Source organism: Brachybacterium halotolerans, from assembly GCF_016623465.1.
Lineage (GTDB): Bacteria > Actinomycetota > Actinomycetes > Actinomycetales > Dermabacteraceae > Brachybacterium > Brachybacterium halotolerans.
The window spans coordinates 233,126-250,601 of record NZ_JAEDAJ010000004.1; the positions used below are offsets into that span (position 1 = coordinate 233,126).

General features: G+C 72.0%; 16 protein-coding genes. 10 read left to right on the top strand and 6 right to left on the bottom strand.

What is annotated here, in order from left to right:
• Position 1: 1 nt before the first annotated feature.
• From I8D64_RS09660 to I8D64_RS09680, 5 genes are all read left to right on the top strand, one after another.
• Positions 2-559: a DUF5134 domain-containing protein gene (locus I8D64_RS09660; RefSeq protein WP_200502286.1), complete on the top strand. Its 558-nt coding sequence runs from the start codon at positions 2-4 to the stop codon at positions 557-559.
• A gap of 65 nt (positions 560-624) precedes the next feature.
• Positions 625-1,323, top strand: a complete 699-nt coding sequence (locus I8D64_RS09665) for a YcnI family protein (RefSeq protein WP_200502287.1) — start codon at positions 625-627, stop codon at positions 1,321-1,323.
• Positions 1,324-1,330: 7 nt separating this feature from the next.
• Complete coding sequence (locus I8D64_RS09670) at positions 1,331-2,797, top strand: copper resistance protein CopC (protein WP_200502288.1); 1,467 nt, start codon at positions 1,331-1,333, stop codon at positions 2,795-2,797.
• 37 nt (positions 2,798-2,834) lie between these two features.
• Entirely contained in the window at positions 2,835-3,443 is a 609-nt protein-coding gene (gene sigK / locus I8D64_RS09675; RefSeq protein ID WP_246482913.1) for an ECF RNA polymerase sigma factor SigK, read from the top strand.
• A complete protein-coding gene (locus tag I8D64_RS09680) occupies positions 3,440-4,168 on the top strand; it encodes an anti-sigma factor (protein ID WP_200502289.1) in 729 nt (242 codons plus the stop codon). Before sigK ends, I8D64_RS09680 begins: the two co-directional genes overlap by 4 nt.
• A 354-nt stretch (positions 4,169-4,522) precedes the next feature.
• Here the strand turns inward: I8D64_RS09680 and I8D64_RS09685 are convergent, their stop codons facing one another.
• A complete protein-coding gene (locus tag I8D64_RS09685) occupies positions 4,523-5,236 on the bottom strand; it encodes a class F sortase (RefSeq protein ID WP_200502290.1) in 714 nt (237 codons plus the stop codon).
• 16 nt (positions 5,237-5,252) lie between these two features.
• Positions 5,253-6,023 carry a CHRD domain-containing protein gene (locus I8D64_RS09690; protein ID WP_200502291.1) on the bottom strand — a complete coding sequence of 257 codons (771 nt, stop codon included), beginning with the start codon at positions 6,021-6,023 and terminating at the stop codon, positions 5,253-5,255.
• Positions 6,024-6,306: 283 nt separating this feature from the next.
• Between I8D64_RS09690 and I8D64_RS17615 the strand changes: the two genes are divergently transcribed.
• Positions 6,307-8,994, top strand: a complete 2,688-nt coding sequence (locus I8D64_RS17615) for a S8 family serine peptidase (RefSeq protein WP_200502292.1) — start codon at positions 6,307-6,309, stop codon at positions 8,992-8,994.
• 100 nt (positions 8,995-9,094) lie between these two features.
• On the opposite strand, the gene I8D64_RS09700 is transcribed toward I8D64_RS17615, so the two are convergent.
• Both I8D64_RS09700 and I8D64_RS09705 read right to left on the bottom strand, forming a co-directional pair.
• The gene (locus I8D64_RS09700; protein WP_200502293.1) at positions 9,095-10,408 is read right to left on the bottom strand and encodes an MFS transporter; all 1,314 of its coding nucleotides are present in this window, start codon (positions 10,406-10,408) and stop codon (positions 9,095-9,097) included.
• A gap of 70 nt (positions 10,409-10,478) precedes the next feature.
• Positions 10,479-11,126, bottom strand: a complete 648-nt coding sequence (locus tag I8D64_RS09705; RefSeq protein WP_200502294.1) for a GntR family transcriptional regulator — start codon at positions 11,124-11,126, stop codon at positions 10,479-10,481.
• Between the two features lie 254 nt (positions 11,127-11,380).
• On the opposite strand from I8D64_RS09705, the gene I8D64_RS09710 reads away from it, so the two are divergent.
• Both I8D64_RS09710 and I8D64_RS09715 read left to right on the top strand, forming a co-directional pair.
• Positions 11,381-12,895 carry a glutamate-cysteine ligase family protein gene (locus I8D64_RS09710; RefSeq protein WP_200502295.1) on the top strand — a complete coding sequence of 505 codons (1,515 nt, stop codon included), beginning with the start codon at positions 11,381-11,383 and terminating at the stop codon, positions 12,893-12,895.
• Between the two features lie 76 nt (positions 12,896-12,971).
• A complete protein-coding gene (locus I8D64_RS09715; protein WP_200502296.1) occupies positions 12,972-14,009 on the top strand; it encodes a bile acid:sodium symporter family protein in 1,038 nt (345 codons plus the stop codon).
• A gap of 307 nt (positions 14,010-14,316) precedes the next feature.
• Here the strand turns inward: I8D64_RS09715 and I8D64_RS09720 are convergent, their stop codons facing one another.
• The gene (locus tag I8D64_RS09720; RefSeq protein WP_200502297.1) at positions 14,317-14,805 is read right to left on the bottom strand and encodes a DUF2306 domain-containing protein; all 489 of its coding nucleotides are present in this window, start codon (positions 14,803-14,805) and stop codon (positions 14,317-14,319) included.
• A gap of 118 nt (positions 14,806-14,923) precedes the next feature.
• Between I8D64_RS09720 and I8D64_RS09725 the strand changes: the two genes are divergently transcribed.
• On the top strand, positions 14,924-15,634 hold the full coding sequence (locus tag I8D64_RS09725) for a MerR family transcriptional regulator (RefSeq protein ID WP_200502298.1): 711 nt from the start codon (positions 14,924-14,926) through the stop codon (positions 15,632-15,634).
• Positions 15,618-16,205 carry a DinB family protein gene (locus I8D64_RS09730; RefSeq protein ID WP_200502299.1) on the top strand — a complete coding sequence of 196 codons (588 nt, stop codon included), beginning with the start codon at positions 15,618-15,620 and terminating at the stop codon, positions 16,203-16,205. Before I8D64_RS09725 ends, I8D64_RS09730 begins: the two co-directional genes overlap by 17 nt.
• Here the strand turns inward: I8D64_RS09730 and I8D64_RS09735 are convergent.
• On the bottom strand, positions 16,166-17,458 hold the full coding sequence (locus I8D64_RS09735; protein WP_200502300.1) for a MalY/PatB family protein: 1,293 nt from the start codon (positions 17,456-17,458) through the stop codon (positions 16,166-16,168). The genes I8D64_RS09730 and I8D64_RS09735 overlap by 40 nt on opposite strands.
• Positions 17,459-17,476: the final 18 nt, after the last annotated feature.

The following is a 17,476-nucleotide window of genomic DNA, read 5'->3' on the forward strand; positions in this document are numbered from 1 at the left end:
GATGCACGGGACGATCGGGGCGGTGGCGCTCAGCGCCGTGTTCGCCGTGCTCGGCGTCCATGCCCTCGTGCGCGCGGCGCGCCATCGCGCCCGGCCCGTCGACCTCGTGGGCGACCTGCTGCACGTGCTCATGTGCGCGGTCATGGTCGCCATGTCCTGGTCCTGGTGGAACGCGCTCCCGGCGCTCCCCCAGGTCATCCTGTTCGCCGTCGCGACCGCGTGGTTCGCCCTGCTCGCCCTGGTGCAGCTCGCCGAGGGCCGCACGGAGGCGAGCGTCCACGGCCCGCTGCACCAGGGCCAGCACGCGGTGATGATGCTGGCGATGGTCTGGATGGTGGTGACCATGTCGGCCGATCCCGCCTCGAGCACCCACTCCATGACCATGCTGCCGACCGGCGCAGGCCTGCTGGGCGTGGCCTTCACGGGCGCGCTGGCGGTCTCCGGCCTGCTGCAGCTGGCGGAGGCGCACGAGTCGACCGGCCCGCGCGCGGGCCTGCGGATGATGGCCGCGATGGACCTCGCCATGGCCCTGGCCTGTTGGCTCATGCTGCTGCACTGATCGACCCATCCGATCCCCGTCCGATTCCGAATCCCTGCCGCCCCCCCCCCACCACGAGGACAGCCATGACCGCGAACACCGCACGCCGACTCCCCTTCCGCGCAGCTCTCGGCCTCGCCGCCGCAGGGCTCGCCTTCGCCGTGCCCGCGGCCGCGCAGGCGCACGTCACCGCGAGCGCCGCGGACACGACCGCCGGCGCCTACACCGTGGTCACCTTCAGCGTCCCGCACGGCTGCGACGGATCGGCCACCACGAAGGTCGCCATCGACCTGCCCGAGGGGGTCGACGAGGTCACGCCCACGCGCAACCCGTACTACGACGTCTCGACGAAGCGCGAGAAGCTCGCCGACCCCGAGACCGACGCCGACGGCAACGAGGTCACCGAGCGCGACGCCCAGGTCGTGTACACGGCGAAGACTCCGCTGCCCGACGGCGAGCGCGACAGCTTCGAGCTCTCCCTGCAGATCCCCGAGGACGCCGCGGGCACCACGCTCACCTTCCCCACCACCCAGACCTGCGAGAAGGGCGAGACCGCGTGGACGCAGGTGCCGAAGAAGGGACAGAGCGAGGACGACCTGGAGTCCCCGGCGCCCACCGTCGCCGTCGCGGCCTCCGATGAGTCCTCCACCGCGACCGCCGTCGCCCAGCCCCAGGCCTCGCGCGACGGGACCACCACCGCGCTCGTCGTCAGCAGCCTCGTGATCGGCGCGCTCGGGCTGCTGTGCGGCGCGGCGGCGCTGATCACCGTGCGCAGGAGGCGCTGACCCCGTCGTGACGCACCTCCGGATCCCCGCACTGCGGGTGCTGCTCGGGAGCATCCTCGGCGTGCTCCTGATGCTCGGCGGAGCGGCTCCCGCGCTCGCCCACGCCCAGCTGGAGTCGAGCAGCCCCGCCGACCGGACCGTCCTCGAGCACGCCCCCGCCTCGGCGACCCTCACCTTCGACGAGCACGTGCGGCCGATCGACGGAGAGACCCGCCTGACCCGCCCCGACGGCACCTCCACGACCCTCGAGGCGCACTCGCGCGACGACGACGTGCTCGCCGCGCTGCCCTCGGACCTCGCCGACGGCAGCTATGTGCTCACCTATCGGGTGGTCTCGGCCGACGGGCATCCGGTGACGGGGACCCTCGACTTCTCCGTCGGCGCTCCCTCCACGATCCCTGCCGCGCCGTCCGCCGGCTCCGACTCCGGTGCCGACGCCGGCTCCGGCTCCGGCACCCATACCGCGGCGCACGAGGAACCGGGGGCGGGGGCGTCCACGCTGGTCCCGGTCCTCACCGTGGCCGAGTACCTCTCGCTGCTGGTGATGGCGGGCATGCTGCTGTGTTCCGTGCTCGTGGCGCGCGGCGCGGCGGCCCGGGCCGTGATGGCCTCGCCCCGGGCGACGAGGGCCCTGCGGGTGCTCGCGCTGGTGGCCGCCGCGGCGGCCGTCCTCCTCGTCCCCGTGACCGCCGCCGAGGCCGCCGGCTGGACGCGCATGGGCGCGGGGCTGTCCGCACCTCCCGTCGTCGGAGCCGGCGCCGTGGTCCTCGGGGCCGCCCTGGTGATCGGGGCGGGCGGGGCGCGCAGGCCCGCGCTCTCCGTGCCGGGCGCGCTGCTGGCCCTGGTCGCCCCGGTGCTCGTCGGCCATTCGGCGTCCATCGCACCGCGTCCCCTGATGCTCGTCGCCGATGTCGCCCACCTGCTCGCCGGCGCCGTGTGGTCCGGCGGGCTGCTCGCGGCGATCGCGATGCTCACGGTGCTGCACCGGCACTCGACGGCCGCGGAGGGCGTGGCCGTGGTGCGGCGGTTCTCCCTCGTGGCACTGGTCAGCGTGCTGGTGCTGGCGGCGAGCGGCACCACGATGGCGGTGCTGATCCTGGACGCGCCGTCGGCGCTGGTGACCTCGGCGTGGGGCCGCACTCTGCTCGTCAAGCTCTTGGTCGTCGCCGTCGCGGTGGGGTTGGCGGCGTGGAACCGCACCCGCCTGCTGCCCGCGATCGCCTCGGCCGACGCCCCCTGGGAGCGCCTGCTGCGGATCATGCGCCGCGAGGCCGCGCTGCTGCTGGGGGTGCTGGCCGTCACCGGCCTGCTCGTGAACCTCAGCCCTCACGTGCACTCGATGGAATCGATGAGCGGCCCGCGGCCGGGTGCCGTCGGCTCGGAGGAGCCCACCGGCTCGTGGCAGATCCCGACCGCCGCAGGTTCCGACGAGTCCGCCTCTCCGGTCGCACGGGCGGCGCTCGAGATCGCGTGATCGTCGGCGGCTGCCGCCTCACCCGTAGGATGGTCAGATGACGATGTCCGAGGACGAGCCCGCCAGCCCGGCGACGGCATCTCCGGATGTCCTGCGCGAACTCCTGCTCGCGGTCGCCGGTGGCGACGCGGAGGCGTTCCCCCGGCTCTACGACTCCACGAGCGCGCGGGTGTTCGGCCTCGTGCTGAGGGTTCTGAGGGACCGGGCGCAATCGGAGGAGGTCACCCAGGAGGTGTACCTCGAGGTGTTCCGTCAGGCATCGGGCTTCGACCCGTCGAGAGGATCGGCCCTGGCGTGGATCCTCACCATGGCGCACCGCCGCGCGGTGGACAGGGTGCGTGCATCACAATCGCAATCCGATCGCGATGTCGCCTACGAATCACGATCGACAGTGGAGCTGTTCGACCCGACCAGCGAGACAGCTCTGGACGGCATCGAAGCGCGGCACGTGCGTGGCGCGCTCTCGCAGCTGTCGGACAGACAGAGCGAGGCGATCCGCCTGGCCTATCTCGACGGACTCACCCAGTCCCAGGTCGCCAAGCACCTGGACATTCCGCTGGGAACGGCCAAGACCCGCATCAGGGACGGACTGCTGGCCCTGCGACGGATCATGAGCGCGGAGTACACGAGGAAGGAGGAGGGATGAGCGAGACCGGCGCATCACTGCGCGACCACGGACACGAAAACCTCGAGTCCCTGGTCGCCGCCTACGCGCTCGACGCCCTCGATCCCTCGGAGAGCGCGGAGGTCGAGGCCCACCTGGCCACGTGCCCGGAGTGCCGTGAGCTCGCGGATTCCTTGCGCGAGACGACTGTCGATCTCTCCCAGGGTCTGGAATCGACTCCTCCCGCTGCGCTGAGGGACCGGATCCTTGAGGCTGTGAGCGCCGATCAGGATGCTCACGAGACGCCCGAGGAGCCCCGGCTCCCGCGCAGGCCGAGACGCCGCACCGTCCTCGCCGGAGGGTTCGCCCTGGCCGCGAGCGCGCTGGTCGCGACCGGCCTCGTCGTCGCACGCCCCTGGCGCTCGCAGGAGGACAAGGACATCGACGAGGTCCTCGCGGCGGACGACGCCCGGGAGTACACGACGACGTGGCGCTCGGCACGGATCACGGCGGTGCGCTCGCCCTCCCTGGGCTCGGCAGTGCTGAAGGTCGAGGACCTTCCCGCCGTCACGGCGGGCAAGGACTACCAGGCGTGGAGCAAGATGTCCGACGGTCCTGTGAGCGCCGGGCTCCTTCGCCCCGACGATGACGGCAATGCCCGCACACTCCTGTCCGCCGGCTCGGCCGAAGGAGCTGCCATCAGTCTGGAGCCCGCCGGGGGTTCGGAGCAGCCGACGACTGTCCTGGTCGCGCTCGATTTTTCCTGAGCGCACTGCGACGCCGTCGGCGGCAGCGATGCGGCCGATCTGCTCGTGCCGGGGGCTGAGGAGTCGGGCGAGAGGAATCGCGTCGCCATCCCTGACACGCCGAAGAACACGTGTCGCAGCCTTGGGCTCGAATACGCGTCCGTGCCGTCCGCGGACCAACGGCGGACTGGACGCCTCCACCACACCCTGGCCGACGGCTGGGCCCACGCACGCCGAGACATCAACGGGCACGAGCGCCGCGGCGCCCTCGAGGGCAGGATCCACCACCGCCACGGCGATCAGCACCGATCCCACCGCAGCTGCGGCGACCAAACACCATTCTCTCGCGTCGTCAACGTCCCCGGTCGGTACCGCCTAGTCGACGAGCTTGGCGAAGACGATCACGTTGTCCGCATGACGTCCGTCCGCGTCGACGGTGCCGCCGCAGGTGATCAGCCGCAGTTCGGCGCTCGACGTGTTCTCGTACACGGCCCATGTCGGGAAGGAATCCTTGGGGAAGCGGCCGATGTCATAGACCTCGAAGGTCGCGGTGCTCCCGTCCTCACGGTCCACGTCGACACGGTCACCCTTGCGCACCGCACCGAGCTCGAAGAACACGGAGGGCTTCCCGCTGTAGGTCACGTGACCCTCGATCACCGCGGGGCCCTGCTCACCGGGAGTCGGCGATCCGTCGAACCAGGCGGCGTCGTCCTTGCGGGCCCCGCTGGGGGCCGGCAGCGAGCCGTCATCGGCGAGCGAGATCCCGAACACGTCTCCGTCGATGTCGCGATCCGGCAGCCGTACGCGGACCGGCTTCGATGCCGGCAGCGCCGCGGGCGTGCTGGGGGCGGCGGAGCTCGGACTGGGGGTCGCGGAGGCCGAGGGGGTAGGCGTTGCGTCGCTCGTCGGCGATGTCGACTCGCCGGAGCTGCTGGACGCGCTCTGCGCGGCGGGCGCCTGAGGCGGGGGCGGCTCCTGATCGACGAAGAAGACGATCAGGAGCACGATCCCCGCCACGCACAGCGCACCGCTCGCGGCGCCCGCCCAGAGACGGCCGCCGCGGCGGTGCTGCTTCTTCACACTGCTCATCGCGAGAAGTTGCTTCTCACTTCTCCGTGCGCGCGCTGCGACGACGGCTCACGACGGCTCCGACGACGCCAGCGGTGACGAGCGCGCCACCGGCTGCGAGCAGACCGGCATCCTCGATGCCCGCGGTCGTGCCATCACCGGTCTCGACGCCGCCCTGCGGCATGTCGGACATCTGGCTCACGGTGACCGCACCGCAGGCCGCGGGATCCGTGGCCTCGCTGGGCAGCGAGGGATCGAGATCCGACTTGGTGTCACCGTCGTACTTGCCGTTGCCGTTGTGGTCAACACCGTGCACGACGACGACCGCCTTGCCGTCCTTGAGGGACGAGGCCACGTCATCGCTCACCTTGATGGTGCGCTCGTAGTGCCCGTCACCCGTGGGGAAGTTCTCGACGTCCAGACCGTTGTCCGGCCCGGTCCCGCCCTTCGTCGTGAGCGACGCACCGATCATGCCGTAGTACTCCGCGGCATCGCTGGTCTGGAGGGCGCCGTCCTCGCCCGAACCCTTCATGTTCGGGTCGGGGCACTCGCCCTTGCCTCCGATGTGGATGTGCTGGGCGTGCGGCGAACCGTCGAGAAGGCCCTTGGTATCCATCTTCACGGTGAGCTGGTCGCCGTCGAGGGTGAGCCATGCCGTGCCCGAGGCACCGGAATCGTTGAGCTCGGTGAGATCTGCCTGGTAGCTGTGCGCGTCACTGCCCTCGGCGAGAGCCGGTGCGGTCGCGCCGAAGCCGACCGCCGCCATCGTGGCTGCCATGAGGGAGATGGACTTCATCGTCTTACGCATGATGCCTCCGTTCGGAGTCACCGTGCGGCCGACAGGCCGCAGGGGACGGTGACGAGGGGTGTTCGGAGCATCGAGCGATCCGGATTGGTCGGGAATCGGCCGGGAATCGGTCGGGATCCGACCGGGCCCGGGATGTCACGGGAAGGTCACGGATGGGTCTCGGTGTCCGCCGACGCCCACCGAGCGCAGTCAGGGCATGGTGTCATGCGTCACGTCGGGGTCCTCTCCTCCGGAGCCCGACCCGGCGCCGCCGGCCATCCCTCTCCCCTCCCCGAGGCAGCCCATGAGACACCTCCCTGCGCACCGCCGCGCTCTCCTCTCCCCACGATCCCTCCTCACCGCCGGCGCCGCGGCAGCCCTCGCCGCAGCCATGTTCGGCCCCCTCCCCGCCCAGGCCGACGGCCAGGGCGACGACCTCGGGACGGCCTCCTCCCACGGAGTCGAGGCCCCCGCGAAGGGCTCCCCCTCCCTCGACGACGTGAACGGCTCCGTGCCCGACCGCTACCTGGTCCAGGTCGAGGGCGCCCCGCAGGCGCAGGGCACTCCCCAGCGCACGCTCAAGACGAAGCAGACCGGCGTCGTGGAGGAGGCGGAGAAGGACGGCCTGGACGTGACCGTCGACCAGTCCTTCACGCATGCCTGGAACGGCATGGCCGTCTCGATGACGAAGGCCGACGCCGAGGCCCTCCAGGACGTCGACGGCGTCACCGCCGTCTACCCCGTGATGCAGGTGGCCCTGCCGCCGGATCAGGGCGACGCCTCTCCCGAGGACGAGTACGCCAACGCCATGACCGGCGTGGACACGGTCCAGAAGGTCGACGGCCTGGACGGCGAGGGGGTGACCGTCGGCGTCATCGACTCGGGCGTCGACTACAACAACCCCGACCTCGGCGGTTCCGGGACGAACGACCAGACGAAGGACTTCCCCGGCACCCGCGTGACCATGGGCTACGACTTCGTGGGCGACGACTACAACTCCACGGTCCCGGGCAGCGTCCCGGAGCCCGACGAGTACCCGGACGACTGCGGCGGCCACGGCACCCACGTCGCGGGCATCATCGGGGCCGACGGCGACGTCACCGGCGTCGCCCCGAAGGCCGACATCGCCTCGTACCGGATCTTCGGCTGCAAGGGCACGAGCTCGACCGACGTCATCCTCGCCGCGATGGACCGCGCCTTCGCCGACGGCGTCGACGTCATCAACATGTCGCTCGGCGCCTCGTTCATGACCTGGGACGACTACCCGACCGCGCAGGCCTCGAACGAGATCACCGCCAAGGGCGTCGTGGTCGTCGCCTCGGGCGGCAACGAGGGCGAGGCCGGCACGTTCTCCGGAGGCGCTCCCGGCGTCGGCAGCGACGTGATCACCGTCGGCTCGGTCGAGAACACCGACGCGCACACCCCCTACTTCGCGGTGGGCAAGACGAAGTACGGCTTCACCTCCGCCGAGGACGGCGGGACGGTCCCGACCTCCGGCAAGGTCGTACTGGCGAGCGCCGGCGAGGACTCGGACGCGGCCGACGCCCCCGTCCTGGCCTGCGATCCGGCCGAGGTGCCGAAGCCGACGAAGAAGAAGCAGGCCCTGCTGGTCAAGCGCGGCACCTGCTCCTTCCACGACAAGGCGGCGAACGCCCAGGAGGCCGGGTACACCGCGGTCGTGCTCTACAACAACAGCGCCGGCCTCATCAGCCCCACCGTCGCGGGCGACCCGGAGATCACCATCCCCGTCGTCTCCATCACCCAGGACGACGGCATCGCCCTGCAGAAGGCCATCGCGGCGGGCACGACGAAGATCGCCTGGAAGGACGGCGTGGCCGTGTTCCCGAACGCGGGCGCCGGCCTCATGTCGTCCTTCTCCTCGTACGGGCTCACGGCCGAGCTGGGCCTGAAGCCCGACCTGTCGGCCCCCGGCGGGCAGATCTACTCGACCGTGCCTCTCGAGCAGGGCGGGCACGGCACGAAGTCCGGCACCTCGATGGCCTCCCCGCACGTCGCGGGCGCGGCCGCGCTGATGCTGCAGGAGCATGCGGGCTGGACGCCGAAGCAGGTGAAGTCGGCGCTCGTGAACACGGCCGACCCGCTGGACTGGTCGCTCGAGCCCGGGAAGGGCTACCTCGAGCCGGTGCACCGTCAGGGCGCGGGCATGCTCGACATGGTCGAGGCCGCCCACACCTCCACGTCCGTCGCCGAGCCGACGATCTCGCTCGGCGACAGCTCGCAGGGCGCCCACTCGGTCACGGTGAACGTGCGCAACGACGGCGATGCGGCGAAGACCTATGCGGTCTCGACCCGCACCGGCGTCGCCACCGGCGGCTCGCCGTCGGACCCGGCTTTCCAGGTCGCCGACCCCTCCGTGCGGCTCTCGAGCCGCACGGTGACCATCCAGCCGCACCGCTCGGCGCTGGTGACCGCGCGGATCAGCGAGGACTTCGGCGAGGACGGCATCATCTATGGCGGCTGGGTCCAGCTGACCAGTGATGACGAGGACCTCTCGGTGCCCTTCGCGGGCATGTCCGGCGACTACCAGAACGTCGAGGTGCTCGGCGCCCACGACGGCCTGCCGGCCCTCGGCAAGGCGCAGGGCGAGAACATCGTGCCGGTCTCCGGCACGGACGCGACGTACTCGACGTCCGGGGACGACGTCCCCTACGTCCTCTTCTACCTGGACTACCCGGTCGAGCGCCTGGACGTGGCCGTGTACCACGCCAAGGCCGACGGCTCGAAGGGCAGGCTCGTGAACCCCAAGGTGGGCACGGTCAGCTCCGAGAGCAAGTGGGGCCGCTCCTCCGAGACCGAGGCGCTGCCCTGGGACGGCACCTACCAGACCGCGAAGGGGAAGACCGTCACCGCGAAGGACGGGAAGTACATCATCGAGGTCCGCGTGCTCAAGGCCCTCGGCGATCCCGACACGGCCTCCGACTGGGAGAGCTGGGACTCCGAGGTGCTGACGCTGTCGCACCAGAAGCCCTGAGCCCGGCGCGGGATCCGTCGCCGCCGAGGCCCCGACGGCCCCGTCCCCCACCGTCGCCCCCGATCCGCAGCCGCGGGTCGGGGGCGACGCGGTCCCGCCGTCAGGACGCCGGGGCGCGGTCCTCGCGCCAGGACCCGGAGCCGAGGGCGAGCACGAGGACCGGCACGAGCAGCACGGCCCCGATCATGCCGAGCACCGAGAAGCTGCTGACGGCCATGATCGGCCCCGACGCGAAGGAGGCGACGGCTCCGCACAGGTTCGAGAGCGCGTCCGCCCCTCCCTGCGCCGACGCCCGCGCGCGGTCGGAGACCGCCGCGCCGAACAGCGCCGACCCTCCCACGTTCATGAAGGACCATCCCAGTCCGAGCAGGATCAGCGAGGCCATCACCCCCGCCATCGACCCGGAGGCGAGGACCGCCAGCGCGAGCGAGGCCGCGAAGAGCACGATCCCGGCGACGACGGCGGCGCGGTGCCCCACGCGGTCGATGAGGATGCCCACCACGGGCGAGAGCCCGTACATGCCCGCGACGTGCAGGCTGATCGTGATCCCCACGATCGTCACCGACCCGCCCTCGTGCTGGACGTGCACGGGGGTCATGGTCATCAGCGCGACCATGACGGTCTGGGAGGTGAGGATCGCGACGAGCGCGGTGCGGGCGCGACGGTTCACGCGGAACTCCCGGGCCATGTCCCGCAGCCGCTGCCGTCGCGAGGCGGGGCGGGCGGACCGGACGGTCAGGTCGGGTGCGGCGCTGTCGCGGGCGAGCACGAGCAGCGGATCGGGCCGCAGGAGCACGAGCGCCACGGCCCCGGCCACGACCGACCCGACGGCGGCGATGAGGAAGGCGGCGGAATAGACCGAGAGCCCCGTCGCCGCCCCGATCGCCTGGCCGGGCACGCCGAGGTTCGGGCCGAGCACGTTGCCGATGGCGCCCATCCACACGACGAGGGAGAGGGAGCGCGCCCGGGTGGCCGGCGAGGCGAGGTCCGTGGCGGCGAACCGCGCCTGCAGGCTCGCCGCCGTCCCGGCGCCCGTCAGCAGCAGTCCGAGGAACAGCGGGACGACGAGGTCCCATTGCGCGGCCAGGACCAGCAGGGCGGCTCCGAGCCCGGCGATCCACCAGCCGACGGTGAGGGCGACGCGGCGTCCGCGCCGGGCCGCCATCATCCCCAGCGGCACGCCCATCAGGGCGGCGCCGAGCGTCGAGGAGGTCCGGGCGAGGCCGGCCCAGGCCTCGCTGTCCGTCACCTCGCCGGCCAGCAGGATGCCGATCGAGGGCGCCACGCCCAGCCCGATCGTGCCCAGGATCTGGGCGACGACAAGCACGGCGAGGGTCCTGCGATGCTCCGGGTGCGAGACGCCGCGCGGGTCGGCGGCGGTGGTCGTGCCCGTGGGCGCGGCGGGTCGGGACATCGTGCTCTCCTCGAACGGGGTCATGCCCGGGCGAATCTCGGACACGACTTGTATCCCAGTCTAGGGGTCCTCAGACGCCCTCGCGAGGCGATCCCACCTCCGAGACGTGGGCTCGCAGCCGCTCTTCGAAGAGGTCCAGGTCCCCGCTCGTGAACGCCTCCGCGAGCGCGGCGTGCTCGCGGATCGTCTCCTCGCCGCGCTCCAGCAGCGCCTCGCCCTCGACGGAGAGCGCGAAGCGGTGGCGGTCGGCCAGACGCGCGTGGAGCTCCAGGAGCACGTCGCTGCCGCCCGCCTCCACGAAGCAGCGGTGGAAGGCGAGGAGCGCGGTCACGTGCTCCCGCAGGTCGCGCGTGCGCACCGTGCGACGCTGCGCCTCCAGGGCCTCCTCGAGCCGGGCGGCGCTCCGCCGCCGGGCGTCCGGCGCCGCGCGGCGCGCGCTCGTGATCTCGAGCATCGCGCGGGCCTCGGCGAGCTCCTCCACCGCACGCTGGCTCAGCCCGCGGACCAGGGCTCCGCGCTGCGGGTAGATCGCGATCCACCCCTCCTGCTGCAATCGCACGAGCGCTGCCCGCACCGGCGTGCGGCTCACCGCGAGCTCCTGCGCGAGCCCGGCCTCCCCGAGCATGGCTCCGGGCGCCAGGTCGCCGTCGAGGATCCGCTCCCGGATCCGCAGGTACGCCCGTTCGGCCGCGCTCGGCGCTCCCGCCGCTTGCGCCATCCGCCCCACCCCGTCCGGTCCCGTGCGTCGGCGCCCCCACGGCACGCCCTGGTCACCTCAGGATAACGGGGCTCCCGGGACCCGCCCCGGCACCGTCCCCGCGTGCGCTGGGGCACCCTCGCGCGAGCACGCGTTCCGTGCGCCCCGGCCACGTGCTTTGATGGGGCGCACCCGCGCGCGGGAGGCTGCGGACCGACCCACCCGTCGGCCCGTTCGTCGGCCCCGTGCGCACCGGAGTCCAGGGGGAGGTCGCGATGGGACGCGAGATCGGCTCGACCCAGTACACCCGCAGCGAGCGCACGCACTACCGGCGGGAGCTGAGGCGCAATCTCGACCTGTTCGAGACGTTCCTGGACACCGCCGAGTTCCGCACCGAGGGCACCATCGGCGTCGAGCTCGAGATGAACCTCGCCGTCGAATCCGACGCCGGAGATCCGATGTCGCCGGCCCTGCTGGCCGACGAGGTCATCCCCGCGATCGACGACCCGGATTTCGTGCACGAGCTGGGTCGCTTCAACGTCGAGGCGAACCTGCCGGTCACCCATCCGCGCGGCAGCGGGCTGCGGGACCTCGAGCAGCAGCTGCACGAGCGGATCGAGAAGGCCGACGCCACGGCGCGCCGGCACGGCGCGCGCGTGGTGCCCGTCGGGCACCTGCCCACCCTCACCTCCGAGATGTTCGAGGACGACTCCTGGCGCTCCCCCGGTGCGCGCTACGAGGCGCTCGAGAACACGGTGATGGAGGCGCGCGGCGAGGAGATCCACCTGCGCATCAGCGGCGAGGGCCGCGGGCTCGACGTCGAGTTCGACTCGATCGGGCCCGAGGCCGCATGCACCTCCATGCAGCTGCACCTGCAGGTCTCCCCCGAGCAGTTCGCAGACGTCTGGAACGCCGCGCAGGCGATCGCCGGCCCGCAGGCGGCGCTGGGCGCGAACTCGCCGTTCCTGTTCGGCCGCCGTCTCTGGCACGAGAACCGGATCCCCGCGTTCACGCAGGCCCTGGACACCCGCCCGCCGGAGTACGCGACCCAGGGCGTGCGCCCGCGGGTGTGGTTCGGCGAGCGCTGGATCACCTCGATGTTCGACCTCTTCGAGGAGAACGTGCGGCTGTTCCCCGCGCTCATCCCCGAGTCCCGCACCATGGCCGAGGAGCCGCTGCTCGCCGAGAGCGCGTCCCCGCGCCTGCACGAGCTGATGCTGCACAACGGCACCGTGTGGCGCTGGAACCGGCCGATCTACGATCCCGGTGAGGACATGCCCCACCTGCGCCTGGAGAACCGTCTGCTGCCGGCCGGGCCGTCGGCGATCGACATGGCCGCGAACGCCGCGTTCCTCTACGGGATCCTCGAGTCGCTCGTGAAGGAGCGGCGCCCGCTGTGGTCGCGCATGAGCTTCGAGCAGGCCGCCGAGCACTTCGAGCTGTGCGCGCGGTGGGGGCTGGAGGCCCGCATCACCTGGCCGCGCCTGGGCAAGGTGCGCGTCGCGGACCTGCTGGTCGAGCACCTCATCCCCCAGGCCATGCAGGGGCTGCGGGACCTCGGGACCGACGAGGACGTGATCGAGCGCTACACCTCGGTGCTGCTGGGGCGTGCCCGCTCGGGACGCAACGGCGCCCGCTGGCAGATCGACACCGTGACCTCCCTCGAGCTGCGGGGCGCGAGCCGCCAGGATGCCCTCGCCCGGATGACCGCGATGTACATCGAGGGCGTCCACTCCGGGCGCCCCGTGCACGAGTGGCCGATGCCCGCGCGGGGCCAGGCCGACGGCTGAGGGAACCGCCTCGCCCCGCCCGCCCGCATGCCGAGAGTGCGTCTCAGATCCTGGATGTCCGGTTTAGAGTGAGCGCATGAGCCAGAATCCCTCCTCCCCCACCTCCGCTCCGCCCACACCCCCGTCGGCCCCGGCCGGATCCACGAGCGAGGACCGCTCCGCGCGCGTCGCCGTGACCGTGTTCCCCGTGCTGATCCTCGCGGCCGCCGCGCTCGGCTTCTTCGTGCCGGCCACCGGCCAGGCGATCTCCGGGTACACGAACCTGTTCCTGGGCATCATCATGTTCGCGATGGGGCTCACGCTCACCATCCCCGACTTCACCCTCGTGCTGAAGCGGCCGCTGCCGGTGCTGATCGGCGTCCTCGCGCAGTACGTGGTGATGCCTCTCGTCGGCTTCGCCATCGCCTGGGTGCTGCAGCTGCCGCCCGAGCTCGCGGCCGGCGTGATCCTCGTGGGCTGCGCCCCCGGCGGCACCAGCTCGAACGTCATCAACTACCTCTCGAAGGCGGACACCGCGCTGTCGGTGACGATGACCTCGATCTCCACGCTCATCGCCCCGATCCTCACCCCTGTCCTGACCCTCTGGCTCGCCGGGGCGTTCATGCCGCTGGATGCCGGAGAGATGGCCCTGAGCATCGTGAAGATGGTGCTGATCCCCGTGATCGCGGGCCTCGTGATCCGCCTCGTGCTCTCGCGCCTGGTGGACAGGATCCTGCCGGCACTGCCGTGGGTGAGCGTCGCCGGCATCTCCCTGGTGGTCATCGCGGTGGTCTCCGGCAGCGCCGACCAGATCGTCTCCGCGGGCGCCCTCGTGCTGCTCGCGGTGGTGCTGCACAACGGCTTCGGCTACCTGCTGGGCTACTGGTTCGCGCGCGTGCTGCGCCAGCCGATCCGCACCTCCCGCACCACCTCGATCGAGGTCGGCATGCAGAACTCGGGTCTCGCCGCCACGCTCGCCGCCCAGTACTTCAGCCCCGCCGCGGCGCTGCCCGGCGCCGTGTTCTCGATCTGGCACAACCTCTCCGGCGCGGTGCTCGCGATGTACTACCGGCGCACCGCGCAGCACCAGGACGCGGACCCGCGGGACCGGCGCGCGCCCGCCGGCTCGCGGTGATGCGGATCACCTCGTATCCGGCGGTGCAGAGAACGTGCTCGCAGCACCCGACGCTCCCCGCGCTGACCTGGTGCGATGCGAGGGGCGCACAGGATCTGCACACCCTGGGGCGCCCTTCCCAGGAAACCCGTAGGGACGCTCCAGCGAATCTTGCAGACAGGCTGGTTATCTATACCCAACGCGTTACCGGCGGCCGGGCCTTCTGAGGAGGTGGCCCCGCCACTGAAGCCGGAACGCGGGGGAAAGGGATGGCCCCGGCTCGTGGGGACGAGCCGGGGCGCTTTCTTTGTCGGGGGTCCTTCGGGCCTCACTCCACGGCGAGGGGCCGACGCGCATCGCGGCGCGTGCCGCGCACGCGGACCACCATCCCGGCCCACGCCACGGCGAGCGCGACCACACCCGCGAAGAAGACCAGGGTCAGCACCGGGTCCGAGCGCAGAAGATGCGGGATCAGCCGCCCCGGCGACAGGATCGCGAAGACGAACGCGATGCACGTGCCCAGGTAGGAGCCGATCATCCACACCCGGTGCGACGCGACGTTGCCGCGCCGGATGTTGACGACGCCCATCGTGATGGAGAACAGCGTCCACACCGCGAGCGCGTGCAGCCAGCTGAGCCCCTGCGGGTGGATGAAGAAGCTCGAGACGCAGGTGAGGACCATGGAGATCGCCCACGTGCGGCCCAGCCAGCGGTGCGCACGGTCGCGGTGGCGCCGGAAGATCTGGATCGGCCCCAGGGTGAGGACGATCAGCGCGCCGAGCGCGTGGAGGACGATGACGACGACGGGTGTGCCCATGGGCCGACGGTAATGTGACGGGCGACACGGCGCCATCTAGATAGCTGCTGGTCCTCGCACTATCCGACCGTACCGGAGGATCTGCGCGGCGGCTCCGGCGAGATCCGAGGGGGATCGCATGCTGCTGAACGAGCTGGCCCGCGCGAGCGGCACGAGCACGGCGAGCATCAAGTACTACCGGCGACAGCGGCTGCTCCCTCCCGGGCGACGGCTCACCACGACACGCTTCGACTACGGCCGCGAGCACCTCGAGCGCCTCGCGCTGATCCGCGCGCTGCGCGAGCTCGCCCATGCCCCCATCGAGGACATCCGGGCGCTCACCACCGTGATCGACGAGGGTCGGCCCCTCGTGAAGGCCCTCGAGATCGCGCAGGCGATCGCGACGGGTCTGCTCGCCCGTCTGCATGAGGAGCCGCCGCCGGAGGACGAGGATCCGCGCGTGGCGGCCCTGATCGGGGCGATGGGCTGGGCCGACGTCGGCAGCGGTCCCCGCGTCGCCCTCGACCGGCTGCTCGGGGCGATGGGCGCCGAGGACGTCGCCGCGGACCTGCCCACCCTGCTGCGCTACGCCCGCCCGCTCGAGGAGATCGCGAGGGAGGACCTCGCGGGGATCCGCAGCGAGCCGCAGTGCGCGCGGTGCGCGTCGTCCGGTCCGTCGGCCAGCGCCTCGAGCAGCCCGAGCACCGATGCGATCGTCCGCCATGCGCTCATCGGCTCCCTCGCCTTCACCCAGCTGACGGTGGTGCTGCGCGCGCTCGCCCATGCCTCCGTGAGCCTCGAGGTCGGGGCCGAGGAGGGGCAGACTGGTCCCCATGGCGCCCACCCCTGATCCCACGTCCACCCTCCTGCAGTACCTGCGCGAAGCGCGGGAGTCCCTGCTCTGGAAGCTCGACGGCCTGAGCGAGCGGGACCTGCGCCTGCCCCGCACCCCCACCGGCACCAACCTGCTGGGGCTGGTCAAGCACGTCGCGAACGTCGAGGCCGGCTATTTCTCCCTGGTCTCCCCCGAGCCGTACCCCCACCCGGAGGACCTGGTGCCGCTGGCCGCGGAGGAGACCGACCCGCTGGTCGACATGTACGCCGCGGCCGACGAGAGCGCACAGCTCGTGGTCGCCCGCTACCGGCGCGTGCAGACCTTCGTCGACGAGGTCGTCGAGGCACTGCCGCTCGAGACCACGGCCGAGGTCCCCTGGTGGCCGCGCAGCCGCCGCACGATCTCCCTGCACCGGATCCTCGTGCACGTCACCGCCGAGGTCTCCCGGCACGCGGGCCACGCGGACATCCTGCGCGAGAGCATCGACGGCGCCGCCGGCCTGCGCCGCGACAACTCGAACCTGCCCGCCGGCGGGGACTGGCCCGACTACAGGGCGCGACTGGAGACCATCGCCGATCGCTTCTGAGCATCCCGCCGTTGCGCACCCGGCCGCTCCGCGAGCGCCCGCTCGTAGGCGGAGCAGAGGCGATCCAGCGCCGCCTCGAGCACGGGCGTCGGGGTGGCGATGACGAGCCGGGCGAAGCCCTCGCCCTCGGGGCCGAAGACGGCGCCCTCGTCGCAGTAGAGCATCGCCTCGCACGCGTGCAGGCGGGTCAGCTCCTCGTGCGGGAGTCCGAGGGCGCGCAGGTCGATCCACTGCAGGTACGTTCCCTCGAGGTCGCACACGCGCACCGCGGGCAGGCGCTCGGCGAAGATCTCGCGGACCCGGCGGTGGTTGCGGGCGACCAGCTCGTTAACCGCGTCCAGCCACGGCTCGGCACGCGTGTACGCGGCCTCGCACGCGACGGCCCCCAGCACGTTGGGGTTGTCGAAGCCGAGGTCGTCGCGGGCCTCGGTGAGCCGTGCGCGCAGCCCCGGGTCGGGGATGATCGCGTTGGCGATGCCGAGCCCGGCGAGGTTGAAGGACTTGCTGGGCGAGGTGAGGACCAGCGTCCGCTCGGCCAGCCGCGGGTCGATCGTCGACGCGACCAGGTGCTCGTGGCCCTCCTGCACGAGATCGGCGTGGATCTCGTCGCTGACCAGCAGCAGGTCGTTCTCCAGGACGATCCGGGCGATCTCCTCGAGCTCCCACCGCTCCCACACGCGGCCGGTCGGATTGTGCGGGCTGCACAGCAGCAGCATCGTCGTCGAGGGGTCCTTCGCGAGCTGCTCGAGCTCGTCGAGGTCGAGGTGGAAGCGGCCCGCGCTCTCGACCAGGGGGTTGCGCACGATGCGCCGCCCGCTCGAGGTGATCGACCGGTACATCGGGTAGTAGGCGGGGGTCTGCACGATGATGCCGTCACCGGGTGCGGTGAGCTCGCGGATGGCCCAGGTGAACGCGGGGATCACGCCCGGCGTCACGCGGATCCAGTCGGGGTCGACGTCCCAGCCGTGGCGTCGGCGCATCCAGCCGGTGACGGCGCCCAGGTAGTGGTCGGTGGGGACGGTGTAGCCGAGGACGAGGCCGCGTGCGAGGGCGCCCTGGAGGGCGTCGATGATCTCGGGCGCATTGGCGAGGTCCAGGTCGGCGACGGAGAAGGGCGCGATGGGGGCGCCCGCCGTGTCGCGACATCGCTCGAGGTCGACGTCGGCGGTGCGCGCCGCCTCGCCCATCGCCGTCCACTTCGAGGAGCCCATGGACGTGCGGTCGACGAGGGTGTCGAGGTCGTACGCGGTCATGGCTCCTCCTGGTGCGCG

Coding starts and splice junctions, on each gene's coding strand:
- I8D64_RS09660 (WP_200502286.1), top strand. CDS start 2: ATGCACGGGACGATCGGGGCGGTGGCGCTCAGCGCCGTGTTCGCCGTG.
- I8D64_RS09665 (WP_200502287.1), top strand. CDS start 625: ATGACCGCGAACACCGCACGCCGACTCCCCTTCCGCGCAGCTCTCGGC.
- sigK (WP_246482913.1), top strand. CDS start 2,835: ATGACGATGTCCGAGGACGAGCCCGCCAGCCCGGCGACGGCATCTCCG.
- I8D64_RS09680 (WP_200502289.1), top strand. CDS start 3,440: ATGAGCGAGACCGGCGCATCACTGCGCGACCACGGACACGAAAACCTC.
- I8D64_RS09685 (WP_200502290.1), bottom strand. CDS start 5,236: ATGAGCAGTGTGAAGAAGCAGCACCGCCGCGGCGGCCGTCTCTGGGCG.
- I8D64_RS09690 (WP_200502291.1), bottom strand. CDS start 6,023: ATGCGTAAGACGATGAAGTCCATCTCCCTCATGGCAGCCACGATGGCG.
- I8D64_RS17615 (WP_200502292.1), top strand. CDS start 6,307: ATGAGACACCTCCCTGCGCACCGCCGCGCTCTCCTCTCCCCACGATCC.
- I8D64_RS09700 (WP_200502293.1), bottom strand. CDS start 10,408: ATGTCCCGACCCGCCGCGCCCACGGGCACGACCACCGCCGCCGACCCG.
- I8D64_RS09705 (WP_200502294.1), bottom strand. CDS start 11,126: ATGGCGCAAGCGGCGGGAGCGCCGAGCGCGGCCGAACGGGCGTACCTG.
- I8D64_RS09710 (WP_200502295.1), top strand. CDS start 11,381: ATGGGACGCGAGATCGGCTCGACCCAGTACACCCGCAGCGAGCGCACG.
- I8D64_RS09715 (WP_200502296.1), top strand. CDS start 12,972: ATGAGCCAGAATCCCTCCTCCCCCACCTCCGCTCCGCCCACACCCCCG.
- I8D64_RS09720 (WP_200502297.1), bottom strand. CDS start 14,805: ATGGGCACACCCGTCGTCGTCATCGTCCTCCACGCGCTCGGCGCGCTG.
- I8D64_RS09725 (WP_200502298.1), top strand. CDS start 14,924: ATGCTGCTGAACGAGCTGGCCCGCGCGAGCGGCACGAGCACGGCGAGC.
- I8D64_RS09730 (WP_200502299.1), top strand. CDS start 15,618: ATGGCGCCCACCCCTGATCCCACGTCCACCCTCCTGCAGTACCTGCGC.
- I8D64_RS09735 (WP_200502300.1), bottom strand. CDS start 17,458: ATGACCGCGTACGACCTCGACACCCTCGTCGACCGCACGTCCATGGGC.